The following is a 17,208-nucleotide window of genomic DNA, read 5'->3' as shown; positions in this document are numbered from 1 at the left end:
AACGCCGGCCCGGTCGTACGGCCGTCGGACCCGGCCCGCACGGCCGGACCGACGCCGGCCCGGGCGGCGTACCCGGCCTCGCCACCCCCGGCGGACCCCCTGGCGGCGGCCACGGCCGGCCGTCGCCCGACCCCCATCTAGCAGGAGAAGAGACCGATGATCTTCGGGCGTTCTGAGCGAGGCAAGCCCCCGGTCGAGCCGGTCACGCTCAAGATCCTCGTGGCCGGTGGCTTCGGCGTGGGCAAGACGACCCTCGTCGCAGCGGTCAGCGAGATCAGACCGCTGCGCACCGAGGAACTCCTCACCGAGGCCGGGCGTCCGGTCGACGACACCAGCGGGGTGGAGGGCAAGCACACCACCACGGTGGCCATGGACTTCGGCCGCATCACGCTGCGCGAGGACCTGGTGCTGTACCTCTTCGGCACACCGGGGCAGGAACGGTTCTGGTTCATGTGGGACGAGCTGTCCGAGGGCGCGCTCGGCGCCGTCGTCCTCGCCGACACCCGCCGTCTGGAGGACTGCTTCGCCGCCGTGGACTACTTCGAGCGGCGCTCCATCCCCTTCGTCGTGGGGGTCAACTGCTTCGAGGGAGCGTCCCGTTACCCGGCGGGGGCCGTCCGGCAGGCCCTCGACCTGGACGAGGGCGTCCCCGTCCTGCTGTGCGACGCGCGTGACCGGGAATCGGTGAAGGACGTGCTCATCGGGGTGGTCCAGCACGCGATGGACTACGCGGCCGACCGCCGCCAGGCCGCCCTCGGCTGACCGGCGGGCACGGCCCGTACCCCCGCCGACCGGGGTACGAGCCGTGGTCAAGAGAGGGCGGCACGTACGCGCGCGTGCCGCGAACCGCTACACGCCGTCCTCCTCCAGCCAGCCGAAGCTCTTCTCCACGGCCTTGCGCCAGTTGCGGTACTCGCGGTCGCGTACCGACGGCTCCATCGCCGGCGACCACTGCGCGTCCCGCTGCCAGTGCGACTTCAGCTCGTCCAGGTCGTTCCACACGCCCGTCGCCAGACCGGCCGCGTAGGCGGCGCCCAGACAGGTCGTCTCCGACACCCGGGGCCGGATCACCGGCACACCGAGGACGTCCGCCTGGTGCTGCATGAGCAGGTTGTTCTTCGTCATGCCGCCGTCGACCTTCAGGGTGGTGATCCGCACCCCGGAGTCCTGGTACATGGCGTCCACGACCTCCCGGGTCTGCCAGCTCGTCGCCTCCAGCACCGCGCGCGCGAGATGGGCCTTCGTGACGTACCGGGTGAGACCGGTGACCACACCGCGCGCGTCGGAGCGCCAGTAGGGCGCGAACAGGCCCGAGAACGCGGGCACGATGTAGGCTCCGCCGTTGTCCTCGACGCTCGCCGCCAGCGTCTCGATCTCGTCGGCGGTGCGGATGATCCCGAGCTGGTCGCGGAACCACTGGACCAGCGCGCCCGTTATCGCTATGGACCCCTCCAGGCAGTACACCGGCGCCTCCCCGCCGATCTTGTAGCCCATCGTCGTCAGCAGCCCGCTCTTGGACGGCACCGGCCGGTTCCCGGTGTTCAGCAGCAGGAAACTGCCGGTGCCGTAAGTGTTCTTCGCGGTGCCCACGTCGTAGCAGGCCTGCCCGAAGACGGCGGCCTGCTGGTCGCCCAGCGCGGAGGCGACGGGCACGCCGGCGAGCTGCCCGACCGCCGTGCCGTACACCTCGGCGGACGACCTGATCTCGGGCAGGACCGCCTCGGGCACGTTCATGGCGCTCAGGATGCCCGGATCCCACTGCAGCGTCTCCAGGTTCATCAGCAGGGTGCGGCCGGCGTTGGTGACGTCGGTGACGTGCCGGCCGCCGTCGGGGCCGCCGGTGAGGTTCCAGATCAGCCAGGAGTCGATGGTCCCGAAGGCGATCTCGCCGCGTTCGGCCCGCTGCCTCAGGCCGGGCACATGGTCCAGCAGCCAGGCCGCCTTGGGCCCGGAGAAGTAGCTCGCCAGCGGCAGTCCGGTCGGCTCGCGGAAGCGGTCCTGGCCGTCCGCGCCGCCCAGTTCCCTGCACAGGGCCGCGGTGCGGGTGTCCTGCCAGACGATCGCGTTGTGCACGGGCTTGCCCGTGGCGCGGTCCCACAGGACCGTCGTCTCCCGCTGGTTGGTGATGCCGAGGGCGCTCAGCTGGTCGGCGCGCAGCCCGGCCTTGGCGAGTGCTCCGGCCACCACGGCCTGCACCTTGGACCAGATCTCGGTCGCGTCGTGCTCCACCCAGCCCGGTTGGGGGAAGATCTGGCGGTGCTCGCGCTGGTCGACGGCGACGACGGCACCGCCGTGGTCGAAGACGATGCAACGGCTGGATGTGGTGCCCTGGTCGATGGCGGCGACGTACTTCTCGGCGGTGTCCGTCATGGCTGTCCCTGGGTCGCTGGGTCGCTGGGTCGGATCGCTGGGCATGCGGCGTGATGGGCGGGAGGCCGCGTCGCGGTCGCTGGGGTCAGAAGGCCAGGTTGTAGACCAGGCCCGCGAGCGCCCCGCCGATCAGCGGGCCGACCACCGGGATCCAGGCGTAACCCCAGTCGGACGTGCCCTTGTTCGGGATCGGCAGGAACGTGTGCACGATGCGCGGGCCGAGGTCGCGGGCCGGATTGATGGCGTAACCGGTGGGCCCGCCGAGGGACAGGCCGATCCCCACCACGAGCAGCGAGACGATCAGCACCGTGGTGCCGGACTCGCCGAGCCCCTTCGTCAGCCCGAAGGCGAGAACGGGCAGCACGAGGGCCATCGTCGCGATGATCTCGGTGACGAGGTTGGCGACCGGGTTCCGGATCTCCGGGATGGTCGAGAAGATGCCCAGCGTCGGCACCGGTTCGTCGGCCGTGCCCTCGGTGGTGCCCTCCTTGCGGACGTTGGCCTGGAACTGCGCGAAGTACACCAGGTAGGCGAGAACGGCACCCAGCATCGCGCCGACGGTCTCGCCCAGAAGATAGACCCAGACCTTGTCCCATTTTCCGGTGTCCACGGCGATGCCGATGGTGACCGCGGGATTGAGCTGGCCCCCGGAGAGGGGAGCGGCGGTGTACGCGCCCGCGAGGACGCCGAAGCCCCACCCGAACGCGATGACGACCCAGCCCGAGGCCCGCGCCTTGGAATACCTGAGGGTGACGGCGGCACACACACCGGCACCGAACAGGATCAGGATCGCGGTTCCGATGACCTCGCCGACGAAAATGTCTCCATTGCTCATGGCGGCTCCCTTGGCGCCGGCCGTGGGCGCTCGGCCCCGGCCTCCGTGCAGGAAAGTTCGTGGCGACTTCAGCCGGAGGCAGGGAGGCCCCGCGCCCCGCCCGGCGTCCGTGACGAGCGTGCCGTCGCAGCCGTATCGCCAGGAGGGACGGGCCGTGAGCAGGACAGACCCGTGGCGCAGTGCCTGATAACGCCGAGAATGTACGGCGATGTCGGCTGACACCGGGAAGTGTTCACCGGCGCCACGGGGGCGTCAAGGCTGCCGACGGCAGCGGTGACGGCGACGCGCCCGGCGGCCCCGTCACCGCTGGCGGGTCCCGACGGACAGATACGGGAAGGGAGTTCACCACCCTGGCTCAGCGGCCGCGTACCCGGCCTGGGCCGTCGCCGCGCCCGAGCCGCGCCGGACCTCATGGCCCGGCAGTCCGGCGCGTCCCAGCACCCAGCTCGCCCCGCGCAGCGCCTTGGCCGCCTTCTTCAGCGGAGCGAGCTGAGCGGCGGCCTGGCGATGGTCGCTCACACTTCCCGGTGCGCACACGACGGTCGCGAGGGAGAGCGTGACCGGCCTGCCACCCGCCGACCAGGGCGCGTCGAGCACGGTGGCGACCAGCGGATCGAGTGCCTGCTCCTCGGCCAGCACCAGGAAGTCGTCCCCGCCGATGTGCCCCACGCGCGCGTGCCCCGACGCGGCCTGCTGCAACGCCCGCCCCACCGACCGGATCAGCTCGTCGCCCGCGGCGAACCCGGCACCGTCGTTGACCTCCTTGAAGTGGTCGATGTCCAGCCAGCTGAGCGCGAACGTCCGGCCGTCCGCGAGCCACCGGTCCACCTCGCCCGTGATCGCGTCCGAACCGGGCAGCCGGGTCAGCGGATTGAGCCCGGCCGCCTCCTCGACCCGGCTCTCGGCCAGCGCCCGCACCAGGTCCGCGAGCCGTACGACACCCACGCACCGGCCATGCCGGTCGACCACCGCGACATCGTCCGAGGTCCGGTCCCGGCAGCCGATCGCGACGACGTCCAGCACCTCCCAGGCGGTGGCGTCGACACCGACCGTGCGGGGCGCGTCCCCCAGCTTGAACGCCGGCCGGTCGGCGTACAGCGCGTGCCCGTAGCGGCCGGACATCGACAGCAGGAAGCGGGAGCGGTGCACCGACCGCACGGGCCGGCCGTACTGGTCCGCCAGCAGCACACCGGAGACGTCCGGCGAGCCGGTCAGCAGCGCGCGCACCTGCCCCGCCGAGGCGGTCACCGGCAGCACGGCGGCAGGGCGCACGAACTCCCGCACCGACGGCCCCGAGCGGGGCTCACCGATGGCATCAGGGGAGCGGGGCGGAACGTATACGTCCGCGGCGGGGATCCGGGCCGGCGGCGCGAACAGCTCGCCCTGGGCCAGCTGCGCCCCGGCCGACAGCGCCCCCGCGCACTGCAGTTCCGTCTCGACCCCCTCCACCGCGACCAGGGCACCCAACTCCTCGCACAGGGTGCGCATCGCCCGTACCGCGGCGGGCCGGGCCAGCAGCGAGGCGTCGAGCTTGACCAGGTCGGGGGCGAGGTCGGTGAGCAGCCGCAGCGGTACGTCGCCGTCCCCGATGCCGTCCGCGCTGATCCGGAACCCCTGCTCGCGCAGCGCGGCCACCGCCTCCAGCAGGGCCTGCTGCGGCACGTGCGTGTAGGGCGGAACCACGTCCAGCGTCACCTCCCAGGGCAGCCGCCCGGCCGCACGCACGGCGTCGTGCAGCGGGGTGAGGCCGCCGAGGTCGGCGAGGGTGGCCGCGAACACGTTGAGGTGCAGCGGCAGCAGGGTCTCCTTGCGTGTCGCGGCATGGAGCGCCAACACCGTGAGGTGCCCGTCGAGTTCGGGATCCCGGCGGGCCTCGGCGAGGACGTCACCGGTCTCCGGGCGGGCGAGTGTCTCCAGTGCGGCGACCGCGCCCGTCCTCAGGTTGACCACCGGCTGGAAGGCGAAGCGGAGAGTGTCCGTCCAGGAGTGCACGGGAGCATGATTGCGCCGCACGTGTGCTCCCAGGCCCAGTTCATAAGACGTTCACGCAGCATTCCGGGGTGATCACACAGCGTGGACGACATCTCTGGTCACTCGTGTCACACGACGGGTTCCCGGGTCTGCGTCACCGCACCGCGACCACCGCCGAACCATGCCCGAAAAGCCCCTGGTTGGCGGAGATTCCCACCCGCGCCCCGGCGATCTGCCGGTCGCCCGCCGTGCCTCTCAGCTGCCAGGTCAGCTCGCACACCTGGGCGATGGCCTGGGCCGGCACCGCCTCCCCGAAGGAGGCCAGCCCGCCACTGGTGTTGACGGGTGTCCGGCCGCCCGGGGCCGTCGCGCCCTCCCGCAGGAGCTTCGCCCCCTCGCCCTCGCCGCACAGCCCGAGATCCTCGTACCACTGCAGCTCCAGCGCGGTGGACAGGTCGTAGACCTCGGCGACGGACAGGTCCTCGGGGCCCAGACCAGCCTCTTCGTAGGCCACCCGGGCGATGGACGCCCGGAAGCTCTCGTCCGCGGGCCGCACGGCGAGCGCCGAGTCGGTGGCGATGTCCGGCAGGTCCAGCACCGTGCTGGGGAAGCACGGGGTCACCGTCGACACCGCGCGGATCCGAACCGGATGGGCCGCACCGTGCCGACGTGCGAAGTCCAGGCTGGAGAGCACCAGGGCCGCGCCGCCGTCGGAGGTGGCGCAGATGTCGAGCAGCCGCAACGGATCGGCGACCACCGCGGACGCGGCGACCTCCTCGGCGGTGACCCGCTTGCGGTAGCGCGCGAACGGGTTGAGCGCGCCCATGGCCGCGTTCTTCACCTTGACCAGGGCGAAGTCCTCCGGTGTGTCCCCGTGCACCGCCATCCGCCGCCGCGCGTACAGACCGAAGTACGTCGGGTTCGTCGCGCCCAGCAGACGGAAGCGCAGCCAGTCCGGGTCGTCGGGGCGGTCCCCGCCGGCGGGCCGGAAGAACCCCTTGGGTGCCGCGTCCGCCCCCACCACGAGGACGACGTCCGCGAGCCCGGCGAGGATCTGCGCCCGTGCCGCGGCGATCGCCTGGGCTCCGGAGGCGCATGCCGCGTACACACTGGTGACCCTGGCCCCCTGCCAGCCCAGGGCCCTGGCGAACGTCGCTCCCGCCACATACCCGGGATAGCCGCCACGCACCGTGTCCGCGCCCACGACCGAACCGACGTCGGCCCAGGCGAGACCGGCGTCCGCGAGCGCCGCACGGGCCGCCGCCGTCCCGTACTCCACGAAGGGGCGTCCCCACTTGCCCCAGGGATGCATGCCCGCGCCGAGCACCGCCACGTCCCTCGTCACACCCTCACCCCCGTCGGCCGCCAGTGCCAGGTCGTCCAGGTGGTCTCCGCGTCCTCGTGGAGCACTCCGGGGACGACCTCCACCTCCATGCCCACCGTCAGATCGGCGACGGTGACCCCGGGAGCCGCCTGCCCCAGCACCACGATCCGCTCGGCCTCCAGCTCCACCGCGATCAACGCGTAAGGCTCCCAGGGAAGTTCCCGGTCGCTCACATAGGGTGACGGCGGACGGTAGTGGCTGTCCGTATACGACCAGATTCGCCCCGTTCGTGACAGCGGTGCCTCCTCCAGTGAGGCGCCCTGGCAGTGCGGATTGCGGCAGTACGTGTCCTCGCGCGGGAAGAAGACCGTGGCGCAGGACGGGCAGCGGGTGCCCAGGAGCCGGAAGTCGTCGTCCTCGCCGGCGAACCAGCCGGCCACCGCGGGTGTGCGTGAGTGCGGCACAGGTCCTCCTCGCCAACTTTCTGACGTAGCGTCAGGAGTGTGCCACGGGCGACCGGAAAACGGCAGGGTGCCCACCGCGGTGTTGCCGGCCGCCCCGCCGTGCTTCCGGGGGAATCGCCTCCGATCGCTTCCCGGCCGGAACGCCTGCCTGGTAGATGCAGGAGGCATGACACGACTCACCCGGGCGGTCCGCGGTCTCGTTACCGCACTCGCCGCCCTGCTGGCCGTCACCGCCTCCTCCGCCACGGCCCACGCGAAGACGGAGCCCGGAGCGCCGAAGGACTTCGTAGCCCTGTCCACCGTGGACCCCACGATCCTCCAGGAGATGCGCTACTTCACCCCGCACAACTTCGTCGGCGAGCGCATCGACGGCTACGAGCAGCCGATCTGCATCCTCACCCGCCCGGCCGCGGACGCCCTCCACAGGGCCCAGCTGAAGCTGCTGCGCAAGGGCTACACCCTCAAGGTCTACGACTGCTACCGGCCGCAGCGAGCCGTCGACCACTTCGTCCGCTGGGCCAAGGACCTCGACGACCAGGCGATGAAGGGCGAGTTCTACCCGAACGTCGACAAGACCCGTCTGTTCGAGGACGGTTACATCGCCGAGAAGTCCGGCCACAGCCGCGGCTCGACCATGGACCTCACGATCGTGAGACTTCCGGCGAGGCCGACCCGGCCCTACCACCCCGGAGAGCCACTCGTCCCCTGCTTCGCGCCCAAGAACGAGCGTTTCCCCGACAACTCCGTCGACATGGGCACGGGGTTCGACTGTTTCGACCCCCTTGCGCACACGATGGACCCGCGCATCCAGGGCGAACAGAGGACCAACCGACTGCTGCTCAAGAACACCCTCGAAAGCCTCGGATTCGTGAACCTCGCGGAGGAGTGGTGGCACTTCACCTACCAGCCCGAGCCCTATCCGGACACCTACTTCGACTTCCCCGTGTCCTGGAAGTCGCTCATCAGCGGGCGCTGAGCGGACAGCGGAAGACGCCCTTCTTCTGATCGGATACAGTCCGCGCGTGTCCGAAACTCAGCACTCCACTGCCAACTCCGTACCGGACTCCCACTGTTCGAGCTGCGGGTCGCCCTATGGAGAGGGCGTTTCCGGCTGGCCGCGCACCTGCCCGTCGTGCGGGACCGTCGCCTACCGCAATCCGCTCCCCGTGGCGGTCGCGCTCCAGCCCGTGTACGACACCAAGGGCACCGCCCTCGTCGTGATCACCCGGACTGTCGCCCCCGCGCGCGGGGGCACGGCACTGCCCGGCGGCTACGTCGACGACCGGGAGGACTGGAAGCAGGCCGTCGTACGCGAACTCAAGGAGGAGACCGGTATCGACGCGGCCGCGCGCGATGTGCGGCTGGTGGACGCCATGAGCTCGCCCGACGGCCACCTGCTGCTGTTCGGACTGCTCCCGGAACGCCCGGTGGAGGCACTGCCGCCCTCCGCTCGCACGAACGAGACCGAGGGCTGGCAGCTGCTGCGCCGACCCGAGGAACTCGCCTTCCCGCTGCACACCGCGGCCGTACGGGCCTGGTTCAGCGGCCGGTACGTCTGAGGCACGCGGCTCAGCCGAGCCGCGCACCGCACCGCAAGGACCGGCCCCGCCGAACCGCTGGGCCGGAACCCACGGGGCCGGCTCAGCGCAGCCCTCGCACGGGGGCTGCTCAGCGACGGCCTTCGTACCCGGCCGGGCAGGCGCAGCGCAGTCCTCGCACCCGGCCGGGCAGGCTCAGCCCAGACCCCGTACGCGCACCGGGTAGGACGGCTCGGCGGAACCGTCCACCCGCTCCCGGGTGACCGCCACCGCACCGCCCTGCCGGCGGGCGACGTAGCGCTCGATCTCCGTCTCCTCCCAGCCGTCGCCCGCGTCCGCCACGACCAGACCGCCTCCCGTCCGGCCACGCGCGGGCGCCCACACCTCCAGCTCCAGGCGCCCGTCGGCACCGCGCACCGGGATGACCGCTCCCGCCCTCGCGAACACCGGTATCCGCGCCAGCGGCGCGTCGACCAGGACCCGCGCCGGCCCCTCGTAGGCCTGCTCCGTCACCGTGTCGTACCAAAGGCCCCGCGGCAGCTGCACCGCACGCCGGTCGGCACCCGGGTCCAGTACCGGGGCGACCAGCAGACCGTCCCCCAGCAGAAACGTGTCCTCGCAGTCGCGCAGCGCCCGGTCCTCCGGTGCCCCCCACCACAACGGCCGCACATAGGGCGCGCCGGTGCGCCGCGCCAGATGAGCCAGCGTGACGAAGTACGGCAGCAGCCTCCGCCGTTCGAGCAGCGCCACACGCGCGTGCTCCAGCACCTCGGGACCGAACTCCCAGGGCTCCCTGCGTCCCGCCCGCAGACTCGCGTGCGTGCGGAACAGCGGCAGATACGAGCCGAGCTGGAACCACCTGAGGTACAGCTCCGGCGACGGACTGCCGTCGTAACCGCCCACGTCCGGACCCGAGTACGGCACCCCGCACAGACCGAGGCCCAGCACCAGCGACAGCGACGCCCGCAGCCCCGGCCAGCCCGTCGCCACGTCCCCCGACCAGGTCCCCGCGTAGCGCTGCATGCCCGCCCAGCCCGAGCGGGAGAACAGAAACGGCCGCTCCTGGGGCGACAGCCGGCGCAGCCCCTCGTAACCTGCCCGCGCCATGCACAGCGCGTAGACGTTGTGCGCCTCCCGGTGGTCGCCCCCGCGCCCCTCCAGGGCGTGCCGGGCCGACCGCGGCAGGGTCGGCTCCCCGAAAGCGTTGAACGACGTCGGCTCGTTCATGTCGTGCCAGAACCCCGCGAAGCCCTGCCCCAGCCGCTCCTCGTACAGCCCGCCCCACCACGTGCGCACGCGCGCGTGCGTGAAGTCGGGAAAGACCGACTCCCCGGCCCACACCACGCCCCGCACCTCGCGCCCCGAGCCGTCCCGCACGAACGCGTCCACGGCCGCGCCACCGTCGTAGACGGCGTTGCCCGGCGCGGCCCGCACGGCCGCGTCGACGATCGACACCAGCCGGATCCCGTCCCGCCGCAGCTCGTCGGCCAGCTGGGGCAGCTTCGGGAAACGCTCCTCGTCGACCGTGAACACCTGGTGGTCGTCATAGTGGTCGATGTCCAGGTGCACGGCGTCCAGCGGCAGACCGCGCTCCTGGTAGCCCGCGACGATCCGGCGCACCTCCTGCTCGCTGCCGAAGCCCCACCGCGCGTGATGGTGACCCAGAGCCCACGACGGCGGGAGCGCGGGCGCCCCGGTCAGCGACGCCCAGGTGTGCAGCACGCGCGCGGGAGTACCCACCATCACCCAGCAGCGCAGCGGACCGCCGTCCATCCGCACCTCGCAGCGCCCCGCCCGGTCGTGCCCGGACCCGGCGCCCTCCTCACCTTCCCGCAGGACCACGGTGCCGTCCCACGTGGAGTCGTGGAACACCAGGTGCGTACCGGCGTCGGCCACCACCAGCTGCACCGGCATCGTCAGATACAGCGGATCGTCGCCGGGCCCGAACGCCCTGCCGGGATCGGTGTTCCACAGCCGGTACGTGCCGTCCCGCAGCCGGGGGCCCGACGCCCGGCCGCCCAGACCGAAGAAGCGAGCGTCCGCCGCCACCTCGGACCGCTGCATCCACCGTGCCGTGCCCCCGCCGACCGGCTCCCACCAGCGCGGCGGCAGATCCCGCCGCAGGGTCACCCCGCCGGGCGTGCAGACCTCCACCGCGCCGTGCCGCGAGACGGTGACCGTCACACGCTCGGCGACCACCCGCCAGCCACCGTCCTTGTCCGGCTCCAGCACCGCCCGCGGATCCGGCTCCGGACAGCTCACCGCGAGCGCGTACGACGGCTGCGGACCCGCCCCGTCCCACCCCCAGAACACGGCCCCGTTCACCGCGACGGTGATCCGCAGCTCGGACCGGCCGAACCGGATCAGCCCACCACCGGGCCCCGGCTCCACGTCCTCCACCTGACCCGGCACCCGTGCCCGCTCGGCCCCCCGCCGCGGCAGCCCGGCGGCATCGATCCGCCTCCTGCGCCACGCGGCCCGCACGGTACGCAACCCCCGAGCCGCCCTCCCCGAACCGACCACACTCACCGAACGCACCAGGTCACGACCGTCCATGCTGCTCACCCTGCCACTGAGCACCCCACGCGCGCGTGTCGTTCAACTGCCGTTCACCCGTGCCAGGACCACATCTTCACGACACCGACTATGTGGGGCGCACCCTGGTGTAGAAGTCGATCACATGGCATCGTCCCTGTCAGCCGCGTCACGCGCACACCCCAGCCCGTGCGCGGACCGACGCACACGACGCGCACAGCCCGGGAGCCGCACCCATGTCGACCGCGAACCCTCAGCCGCTCTGGCAGCCCGATCCCGAGCGGATCGCCCAGGCCCGCATCACCCGGTTCCAGGGATGGGCCGCCCAGCACCACGGCGCCCCGGCCGAAGGCGGCTACCCCGCCCTGCACCAGTGGTCCGTGGACCAGCTGGACACCTTCTGGAAAGCCGTCACCGAGTGGTTCGACGTACGCTTCTCGACGCCCTACGCGCGCGTCCTCGGCGACCGCGCCATGCCCGGCGCCCAGTGGTTCCCCGAAGCCACCCTCAACTACGCCGAGCACGCCCTGCGCGCCGCGGCCGACCGCGCGGACCAGCCCGCCCTCCTGCACGTCGACGAGACCCATGAGCCACGCCCCGTGACCTGGGCCGAGCTGCGCCGCCAGGTCGGCTCGCTCGCCGCCGAGCTGCGCACCCTCGGCGTCCGCCCCGGAGACCGCGTCAGCGGCTACCTGCCCAACATCCCGCAGGCCGTCGTCGCCCTCCTCGCCACGGCCGCCGTCGGCGCCGTCTGGACCTCCTGCGCCCCCGACTTCGGAGCCCGCAGCGTCCTGGACCGCTTCCAGCAGGTCGAACCCGTCGTCCTGTTCACCGTCGACGGCTACCGGTACGGCGGCAAGGAGCACGACCGCCGCGACATCGTCGCCGAGCTCCGCCGCGAGCTGCCCACCGTGCGCGCCGTCGTCCACATCCCGCTGCTCGGCACCGAGGCACCCGAGGGAGCACTGGAGTGGTCGGCGCTGACGGCCGCGGACACCGAGCCCGTCTTCGAGCAGGTCCCGTTCGACCACCCGCTGTGGGTGCTGTACTCCTCCGGCACCACCGGCCTGCCCAAGGCCATCGTCCAGTCCCAGGGCGGCATCCTCGTCGAACACCTCAAGCAGCTCGGCCTGCACTGCGACCTCGGCCCCGAGGACCGTTTCTTCTGGTACACCTCGACCGGCTGGATGATGTGGAACTTCCTCGTCTCCGGCCTGCTCACGGGCACGACGATCGTCCTGTACGACGGCAGCCCCGGCTACCCCGGCACCGGCGCCCAGTGGAAGGTCGTCGAGTGCACGGGAGCCACCCTCTACGGCACCTCCGCCGCCTACGTCATGGCCTGCCGCAAGGCCGGCGTCCGCCCCGCGCGTGACCACGACCTGTCCACGGTCAAGTGCGTCGCCACGACCGGATCCCCCCTGCCCCCCGACGGCTTCCGCTGGCTGCACGACGAGTTCGCAGACAGCGGGGCCGACCTGTGGATCGCCTCCGTCAGCGGGGGCACCGACGTCTGCTCCTGCTTCGCCGGCGGCGTCCCGACGCTCCCGGTGTACACCGGCGAACTCCAGGCCCCCGGCCTCGGCACCGACCTGCAGGCCTGGGACCCCAGCGGCAAGCCCGTCGTCGACGAGGTCGGCGAGCTGGTCGTCACCAACCCCATGCCCTCCATGCCGATCCACTTCTGGAACGACCCCGACGGCAGCCGCTACCACGACAGCTACTTCGACACCTACCCCGGCGTCTGGCGGCACGGCGACTGGATCACGGTCACCTCGCGCGGCACCGTGATCATCCACGGCCGCTCCGACTCCACCCTCAACCGGCAGGGCGTGCGCATGGGCTCGGCCGACATCTACGAGGTCGTCGAGCGCCTGCCCGAGATCAAGGAATCCCTGGTCATCGGCATCGAACAGCCCGACGGCGGCTACTGGATGCCGCTCTTCGTGCACCTCGCGCCGGGCGCCGTCCTCGACGAGGCACTCCAGAACCGCGTCAAGCAGGCGATCCGCGAGCAGCTCTCGCCACGTCACGTACCCGACGAGATCATCGAGGTCCCCGGCATCCCGCACACACTCACCGGCAAGCGCATCGAGGTCCCGGTCAAGCGCCTGCTCCAGGGCACCCCGGTCGAGAAGGCGGTCAACCCGGGCTCCATCGACAACCTGGACCTGCTCGACTTCTACCAGGAACTCGCCCGCAAACGCGCCTGAACCCCCGCACCCCTTCGCTGCCGGCCCCGGACTCGCCAGCACAGCGGCGAAGCCCGGGGCCGGCCGCGCAGCACCGGCCCATTGTCAGTGCCGCCGGTTACGCTGAGTGAGCATTGATCGACTGCGCACTCAGGGGGAAACATGGCGCACACCGACCACCAGACCATGCGACGCGTACTGCGCCGCGAGATCGCCGGCACCATCGGTCTGCTCACCGACGAACACGACTTCCGCGCCATGCGGCGCTACCGCACCTTCACCTTCGACGACCACGCGACCTACCTCCAGCAGGTCGAAGCCGTACTCAGGACCCGCGCCGACCAGGGCACCCACACCACACTGGCTTTGTTCGACCCCGAGGACTACGCCGCCTACTGCGCGGAAGCCGGCCTGGACCCGGAAGCCCCGGCAAGCCGGACCCGGTTCACCGCGCAACTTGCGGCCACAGGCCCCACCATCCCCTACGACGGCCGACCCCTCACCACCCTCGTACCCGCCCTCGTGGACGAGGCCGTACGCCAGGCGACCTGGGAATACGCCACCACCCTGCTGTCCCGCCTCGGCCCCTGCCCCACCTGCGGCGAGGACATCGGCAGGGCAGCCTTCACCCGCGCCTCCGACCTCCTGATCCGCATCCTCGACACCGCACCACCCGGCGACCGCCACCTCGTGTGCAGCGTCTCCGGACCACCGGACACCCTGATCTCCGTCCTGCACGGCGACCAGGACGGCCACGGCGGGACCCGACTCGACGACGCCGAGGCCCTGGAATTCACCAGCGTCCTCGCACTGGGCCTCGCGACCCGCAGCCCCGGCGGACTCGTCCTGCGCACCAGCGCCCCGGACACGACCGACCGCGTCTACGGCTGGCGCCTGCGCGCCGGCACCCTCGAACCACTCACCGCCTCGGAAGTCTTCGACGCCTACTGCACCGACGTCGAATCCGGCGACCTCATCTCACCTGAGCCCGGCGTCGACTACTGCCGGCCCCCTGACCTCGGAGACGAGAGCGCGACACCGGACCACCGGCACTGAACCAGCCGACGCGACGGACGCGCTGACCACGCCGCCACCCGCGCGAACGCACCAGGGGCGCCCCACCCGAAGGCGGGACGCCCCTGCACCCGGCACATCGCATGCACCGGTACGGCTACTCGCCGGACAGCACCGCCTGTGCCGCGCCGCGCGCCTCCTCGGCGCTGTCCGCGGCACGCGCGGCAGCCGCCGCCCGCTCGCACTGCGCCAGCGTGTACTTCGCCAGCGTCGCCCGCACATAAGGAATCGACGCCGCACCCATGGACAGGGAGGTGACACCCAGACCGGTCAGCACACACGCCAGCAGCGGGTCGGACGCCGCCTCGCCGCACACACCACAGCTCTTGCCCTCGGCCTTGGCCGCCTCGGCGGACAGCGCGACCAGATCGAGCAGCGCCGGCTGCCACGGGTCCTGAAGCCGGGACACCGCACCGACCTGCCGGTCGGCCGCGAACGTGTACTGCGCGAGGTCATTCGTCCCCAACGACAGGAACTCGACCTCCTGAAGAATCGAACGCGCCCGCAGCGCGGCCGACGGGATCTCCACCATCGCGCCGAACTTCGCCCGCAGCCCCGCCGCACGGCAGGCGTCCGCGAACGCCCTGGCGTCCGCCCGGTCCGCCACCATGGGCGCCATGATCTCAAGGTAGACGGGCAGCCCCTCGGCGGCCTTCGCCAGCGCCGTCAGCTGCGTGCGCAGGATCTCGGGGTGGTCCAGCAGCGTCCGCAGACCCCGCACACCCAGCGCAGGGTTCGGTTCGTCGGCCGGCGTCAGGAAGTCCAGCGGCTTGTCGGCCCCGGCGTCCAGCACCCGCACGACCACGCGACTCTCGGGGAACGCCTCCAGCACCTGCCGGTAGGCCTCCACCTGCTTCTGCTCGGAAGGAGCGTTCTTGCTGTCGTCCAGGAACAGGAACTCGGTACGGAACAGACCGACACCCTCGGCCCCGGCCTCCACCGCGGCCGGCACGTCCGCCGGGCCGCCCACGTTGGCCAGCAGCGGCACCTTGTGACCGTCCGCCGTCGCACCCGGCCCGGTCGAGGCGGCCAGCGCGGCCTTCCGCTCGGCGGCCGCGGCCTCCAGCTCCGCCTTCTTCGCCTCGGTCGGGTTCACGAAGATGTCACCGGTGCTGCCGTCGACGGCGATCACCGTGCCCTCCGTCAGCTCACCGGCACCCGGCAGCGCCACGACCGCCGGCACACCCAGCGCCCGCGCGAGAATCGCGCTGTGACTGGTCGGCCCGCCCTCCTCGGTCACGAAACCGAGCACCAGGGACGGATCCAGCAGCGCGGTGTCAGCCGGAGCAAGATCCCGCGCCACGAGCACATACGGCTGGTCGCTGTCCGGTACACCCGGCATCGGAACGCCCAGCAGCCGGGCGACGATACGATTCCGCACGTCATCAAGGTCGGCCACCCGACCGGCGAGGTACTCACCGGCACCCGCCAGCAGCTCCCGGTACGCCGCGAACGCGTCGTACACCGCGCGCTCGGCCGTGCTGCCGACGGCGATCCTCCGGTCCACGTCCGCCATCAGCTCGGGGTCCTGGGCCATCATGGCCTGCGCCTCGAGCACGGCCTGGGCCTCGCCCCCAGCCAGATTGCCGCGCGCCATCAGATCGGCGGCGACGGCGTCCACCGCCTGGCGAGCCCGCCCCTGCTCCCGCTCGGCCTCCTCCGCGGGGATCTGCTTGGCCGGCGGCTCCAGCACCGCCGTACCCATGTGCCGAACCTCGCCGATGGCCACGCCATGGCTCACGCCGACGCCTCGCAGCGTTGTCTCCATCTCACCCGTCTCCGATAGTGCGGCCCGGTTGTGCCGCCGTGGTGGTTGTCCTGTTCGCCGTCCTGCGACGGCGGTGCCGTCAGTTCCAGGAGAAAAGGCTGTCGCCGGCCTTCACGTCACCGCTGTCACGGAGATCGGAGAGGGACTCGGCCGTGGCTTCGAGCGCGACGACGGGGCAGACGGGGGACTTGCCGGCGGCCTCTACGGCGGCGGGGTTCCAGCGCACGATCGCCTGACCGCGCGTCACGGAGTCGCCCTTGCTGACGAGGAGCTCGAAACCCTCGCCGTTGAGCTGCACGGTGTCGATACCGAGGTGGGTGAGCACGCCGTGCCCGCTCTCGTCGACCACGACGAAGGCGTGCGGGTGCAGGGAAACGATCACGCCGTCGACGGGTGCGACGGCCTCGGAGAACTCACGCACGGGGTCGATCGCGGTGCCCGGGCCGACCATGGCCCCGGAAAAGACCGGATCCGGCACTTCGGCCAGTCCGATGGCACGTCCAGCGAGAGGGGACGTCACGGTGGTCATGGGAAGCCTCCCAAGGAGTGGAGCTGCGCACTGAGCAGCAGCGTATGTCATGTGAACGGGCGGTTCCGTATGGAAGCTACCAGCTAGTGGTCTAGACCAGCAACCCCGCTGATTTGCACCCCGTTCACGGCCCCGTGTACAGTCGTACTCCTGCCTAGGGCGAAGGGAGCGAAAGCATCCTTGCTCGGCAGAACCCAAACTCGTCAGATCCTAATCTCTGGATCCACTTCTGCATGTCTGCAGGAGGGTGGTCAGAGAGACGGAAAAACCCTGGTAGAGTTTGAAACGCCGAAGGGAAGCCCGGAGGAAAGCCCGAGAGGGTGAGTACAAAGGAAGCGACCGTTCCTTGAGAACTCAACAGCGTGCCAAAAATCAACGCCAGATATGNNNCCAGATATGTTGATACCCCGTCTCCGGTCATCACGATCGGGGCGAGGTTCCTTTGAAAAACACAGCGAGGACGCTGTGAACCATCGGATCATTCCTCCGATGGTTCCGCTCTCGTGGTGTCATCCCGATTACGGGAAAACATTCACGGAGAGTTTGATCCTGGCTCAGGACGAACGCTGGCGGCGTGCTTAACACATGCAAGTCGAACGATGAAGCCC

The 17,208-nt window shown here is 71.3% G+C and carries 13 protein-coding genes and 1 rRNA gene; 6 read left to right on the top strand and 8 right to left on the bottom strand.

The window, feature by feature from the left end; genetic code table 11:
• The first annotated feature begins 156 nt into the window (after positions 1–156).
• Positions 157–762: a GTP-binding protein gene (locus IO33_RS0142580; RefSeq protein WP_031174402.1), complete on the top strand. Its 606-nt coding sequence runs from the start codon at positions 157–159 to the stop codon at positions 760–762.
• 87 nt (positions 763–849) lie between these two features.
• Here IO33_RS0142580 and glpK read toward each other — a convergent pair whose 3' ends face one another.
• The 5 genes from glpK to IO33_RS0142555 form a co-directional block, all read right to left on the bottom strand.
• The gene (gene glpK, locus IO33_RS0142575; RefSeq protein ID WP_031174401.1) at positions 850–2,370 is read right to left on the bottom strand and encodes a glycerol kinase GlpK; all 1,521 of its coding nucleotides are present in this window, start codon (positions 2,368–2,370) and stop codon (positions 850–852) included.
• 85 nt (positions 2,371–2,455) lie between these two features.
• On the bottom strand, positions 2,456–3,205 hold the full coding sequence (locus tag IO33_RS0142570) for an MIP/aquaporin family protein (RefSeq protein WP_031174400.1): 750 nt from the start codon (positions 3,203–3,205) through the stop codon (positions 2,456–2,458).
• Between the two features lie 342 nt (positions 3,206–3,547).
• A complete protein-coding gene (locus tag IO33_RS0142565; protein WP_031174399.1) occupies positions 3,548–5,197 on the bottom strand; it encodes a GGDEF domain-containing protein in 1,650 nt (549 codons plus the stop codon).
• Between the two features lie 133 nt (positions 5,198–5,330).
• Positions 5,331–6,521 (bottom strand): lipid-transfer protein, encoded by a 1,191-nt coding sequence (locus tag IO33_RS0142560; RefSeq protein ID WP_031174398.1) that lies wholly within the window; start codon positions 6,519–6,521, stop codon positions 5,331–5,333.
• Positions 6,518–6,964 (bottom strand): Zn-ribbon domain-containing OB-fold protein, encoded by a 447-nt coding sequence (locus tag IO33_RS0142555; protein ID WP_031174397.1) that lies wholly within the window; start codon positions 6,962–6,964, stop codon positions 6,518–6,520. The genes IO33_RS0142560 and IO33_RS0142555 overlap by 4 nt, the downstream gene beginning before the upstream one ends.
• A gap of 166 nt (positions 6,965–7,130) precedes the next feature.
• Between IO33_RS0142555 and IO33_RS0142550 the strand changes: the two genes are divergently transcribed.
• Both IO33_RS0142550 and IO33_RS0142545 read left to right on the top strand, forming a co-directional pair.
• Positions 7,131–7,940, top strand: a complete 810-nt coding sequence (locus IO33_RS0142550; RefSeq protein ID WP_031174396.1) for a M15 family metallopeptidase — start codon at positions 7,131–7,133, stop codon at positions 7,938–7,940.
• A gap of 46 nt (positions 7,941–7,986) precedes the next feature.
• Positions 7,987–8,523, top strand: a complete 537-nt coding sequence (locus IO33_RS0142545; RefSeq protein WP_031174395.1) for an NUDIX domain-containing protein — start codon at positions 7,987–7,989, stop codon at positions 8,521–8,523.
• 174 nt (positions 8,524–8,697) lie between these two features.
• Here the strand turns inward: IO33_RS0142545 and IO33_RS0142540 are convergent, their stop codons facing one another.
• Positions 8,698–11,058, bottom strand: a complete 2,361-nt coding sequence (locus IO33_RS0142540) for a glycoside hydrolase family 31 protein (protein WP_031174394.1) — start codon at positions 11,056–11,058, stop codon at positions 8,698–8,700.
• Positions 11,059–11,273: 215 nt separating this feature from the next.
• On the opposite strand from IO33_RS0142540, the gene IO33_RS0142535 reads away from it, so the two are divergent.
• Both IO33_RS0142535 and IO33_RS0142530 read left to right on the top strand, forming a co-directional pair.
• Entirely contained in the window at positions 11,274–13,250 is a 1,977-nt protein-coding gene (locus IO33_RS0142535; protein ID WP_031174393.1) for an acetoacetate--CoA ligase, read from the top strand.
• 141 nt (positions 13,251–13,391) lie between these two features.
• Positions 13,392–14,285 carry a hypothetical protein gene (locus IO33_RS0142530; RefSeq protein WP_031174392.1) on the top strand — a complete coding sequence of 298 codons (894 nt, stop codon included), beginning with the start codon at positions 13,392–13,394 and terminating at the stop codon, positions 14,283–14,285.
• Positions 14,286–14,400: 115 nt separating this feature from the next.
• Here IO33_RS0142530 and ptsP read toward each other — a convergent pair whose 3' ends face one another.
• On the bottom strand, positions 14,401–16,071 hold the full coding sequence (ptsP, locus tag IO33_RS0142525; RefSeq protein WP_031174391.1) for a phosphoenolpyruvate--protein phosphotransferase: 1,671 nt from the start codon (positions 16,069–16,071) through the stop codon (positions 14,401–14,403).
• Positions 16,072–16,150: 79 nt separating this feature from the next.
• Positions 16,151–16,600, bottom strand: a complete 450-nt coding sequence (locus IO33_RS0142520) for a PTS sugar transporter subunit IIA (protein WP_031174390.1) — start codon at positions 16,598–16,600, stop codon at positions 16,151–16,153.
• A 531-nt stretch (positions 16,601–17,131) separates the two neighbouring features.
• Between IO33_RS0142520 and IO33_RS0142515 the strand changes: the two genes are divergently transcribed.
• Positions 17,132–17,208: ribosomal RNA gene (locus IO33_RS0142515) — 16S ribosomal RNA — on the top strand; the annotation flags it as partial.

Origin of the sequence: Streptomyces durhamensis (genome assembly GCF_000725475.1) — a bacterium.
GTDB classification, from domain to species: domain Bacteria; phylum Actinomycetota; class Actinomycetes; order Streptomycetales; family Streptomycetaceae; genus Streptomyces; species Streptomyces filipinensis.
The sequence above is the reverse complement of the archived record's forward strand: the minus strand, read 5'-3'. Positions and strand labels throughout refer to the sequence as shown.

Bases quoted from the DNA above. Each gene is read 5' to 3' on its own strand.
- IO33_RS0142580 (WP_031174402.1), top strand. From the start codon at position 157: ATGATCTTCGGGCGTTCTGAGCGAGGCAAGCCCCCGGTCGAGCCGGTC.
- glpK (WP_031174401.1), bottom strand. From the start codon at position 2,370: ATGACGGACACCGCCGAGAAGTACGTCGCCGCCATCGACCAGGGCACC.
- IO33_RS0142570 (WP_031174400.1), bottom strand. From the start codon at position 3,205: ATGAGCAATGGAGACATTTTCGTCGGCGAGGTCATCGGAACCGCGATC.
- IO33_RS0142550 (WP_031174396.1), top strand. From the start codon at position 7,131: ATGACACGACTCACCCGGGCGGTCCGCGGTCTCGTTACCGCACTCGCC.
- IO33_RS0142540 (WP_031174394.1), bottom strand. From the start codon at position 11,058: ATGGACGGTCGTGACCTGGTGCGTTCGGTGAGTGTGGTCGGTTCGGGG.
- IO33_RS0142535 (WP_031174393.1), top strand. From the start codon at position 11,274: ATGTCGACCGCGAACCCTCAGCCGCTCTGGCAGCCCGATCCCGAGCGG.
- IO33_RS0142530 (WP_031174392.1), top strand. From the start codon at position 13,392: ATGGCGCACACCGACCACCAGACCATGCGACGCGTACTGCGCCGCGAG.
- ptsP (WP_031174391.1), bottom strand. From the start codon at position 16,071: ATGGAGACAACGCTGCGAGGCGTCGGCGTGAGCCATGGCGTGGCCATC.
- IO33_RS0142520 (WP_031174390.1), bottom strand. From the start codon at position 16,600: ATGACCACCGTGACGTCCCCTCTCGCTGGACGTGCCATCGGACTGGCC.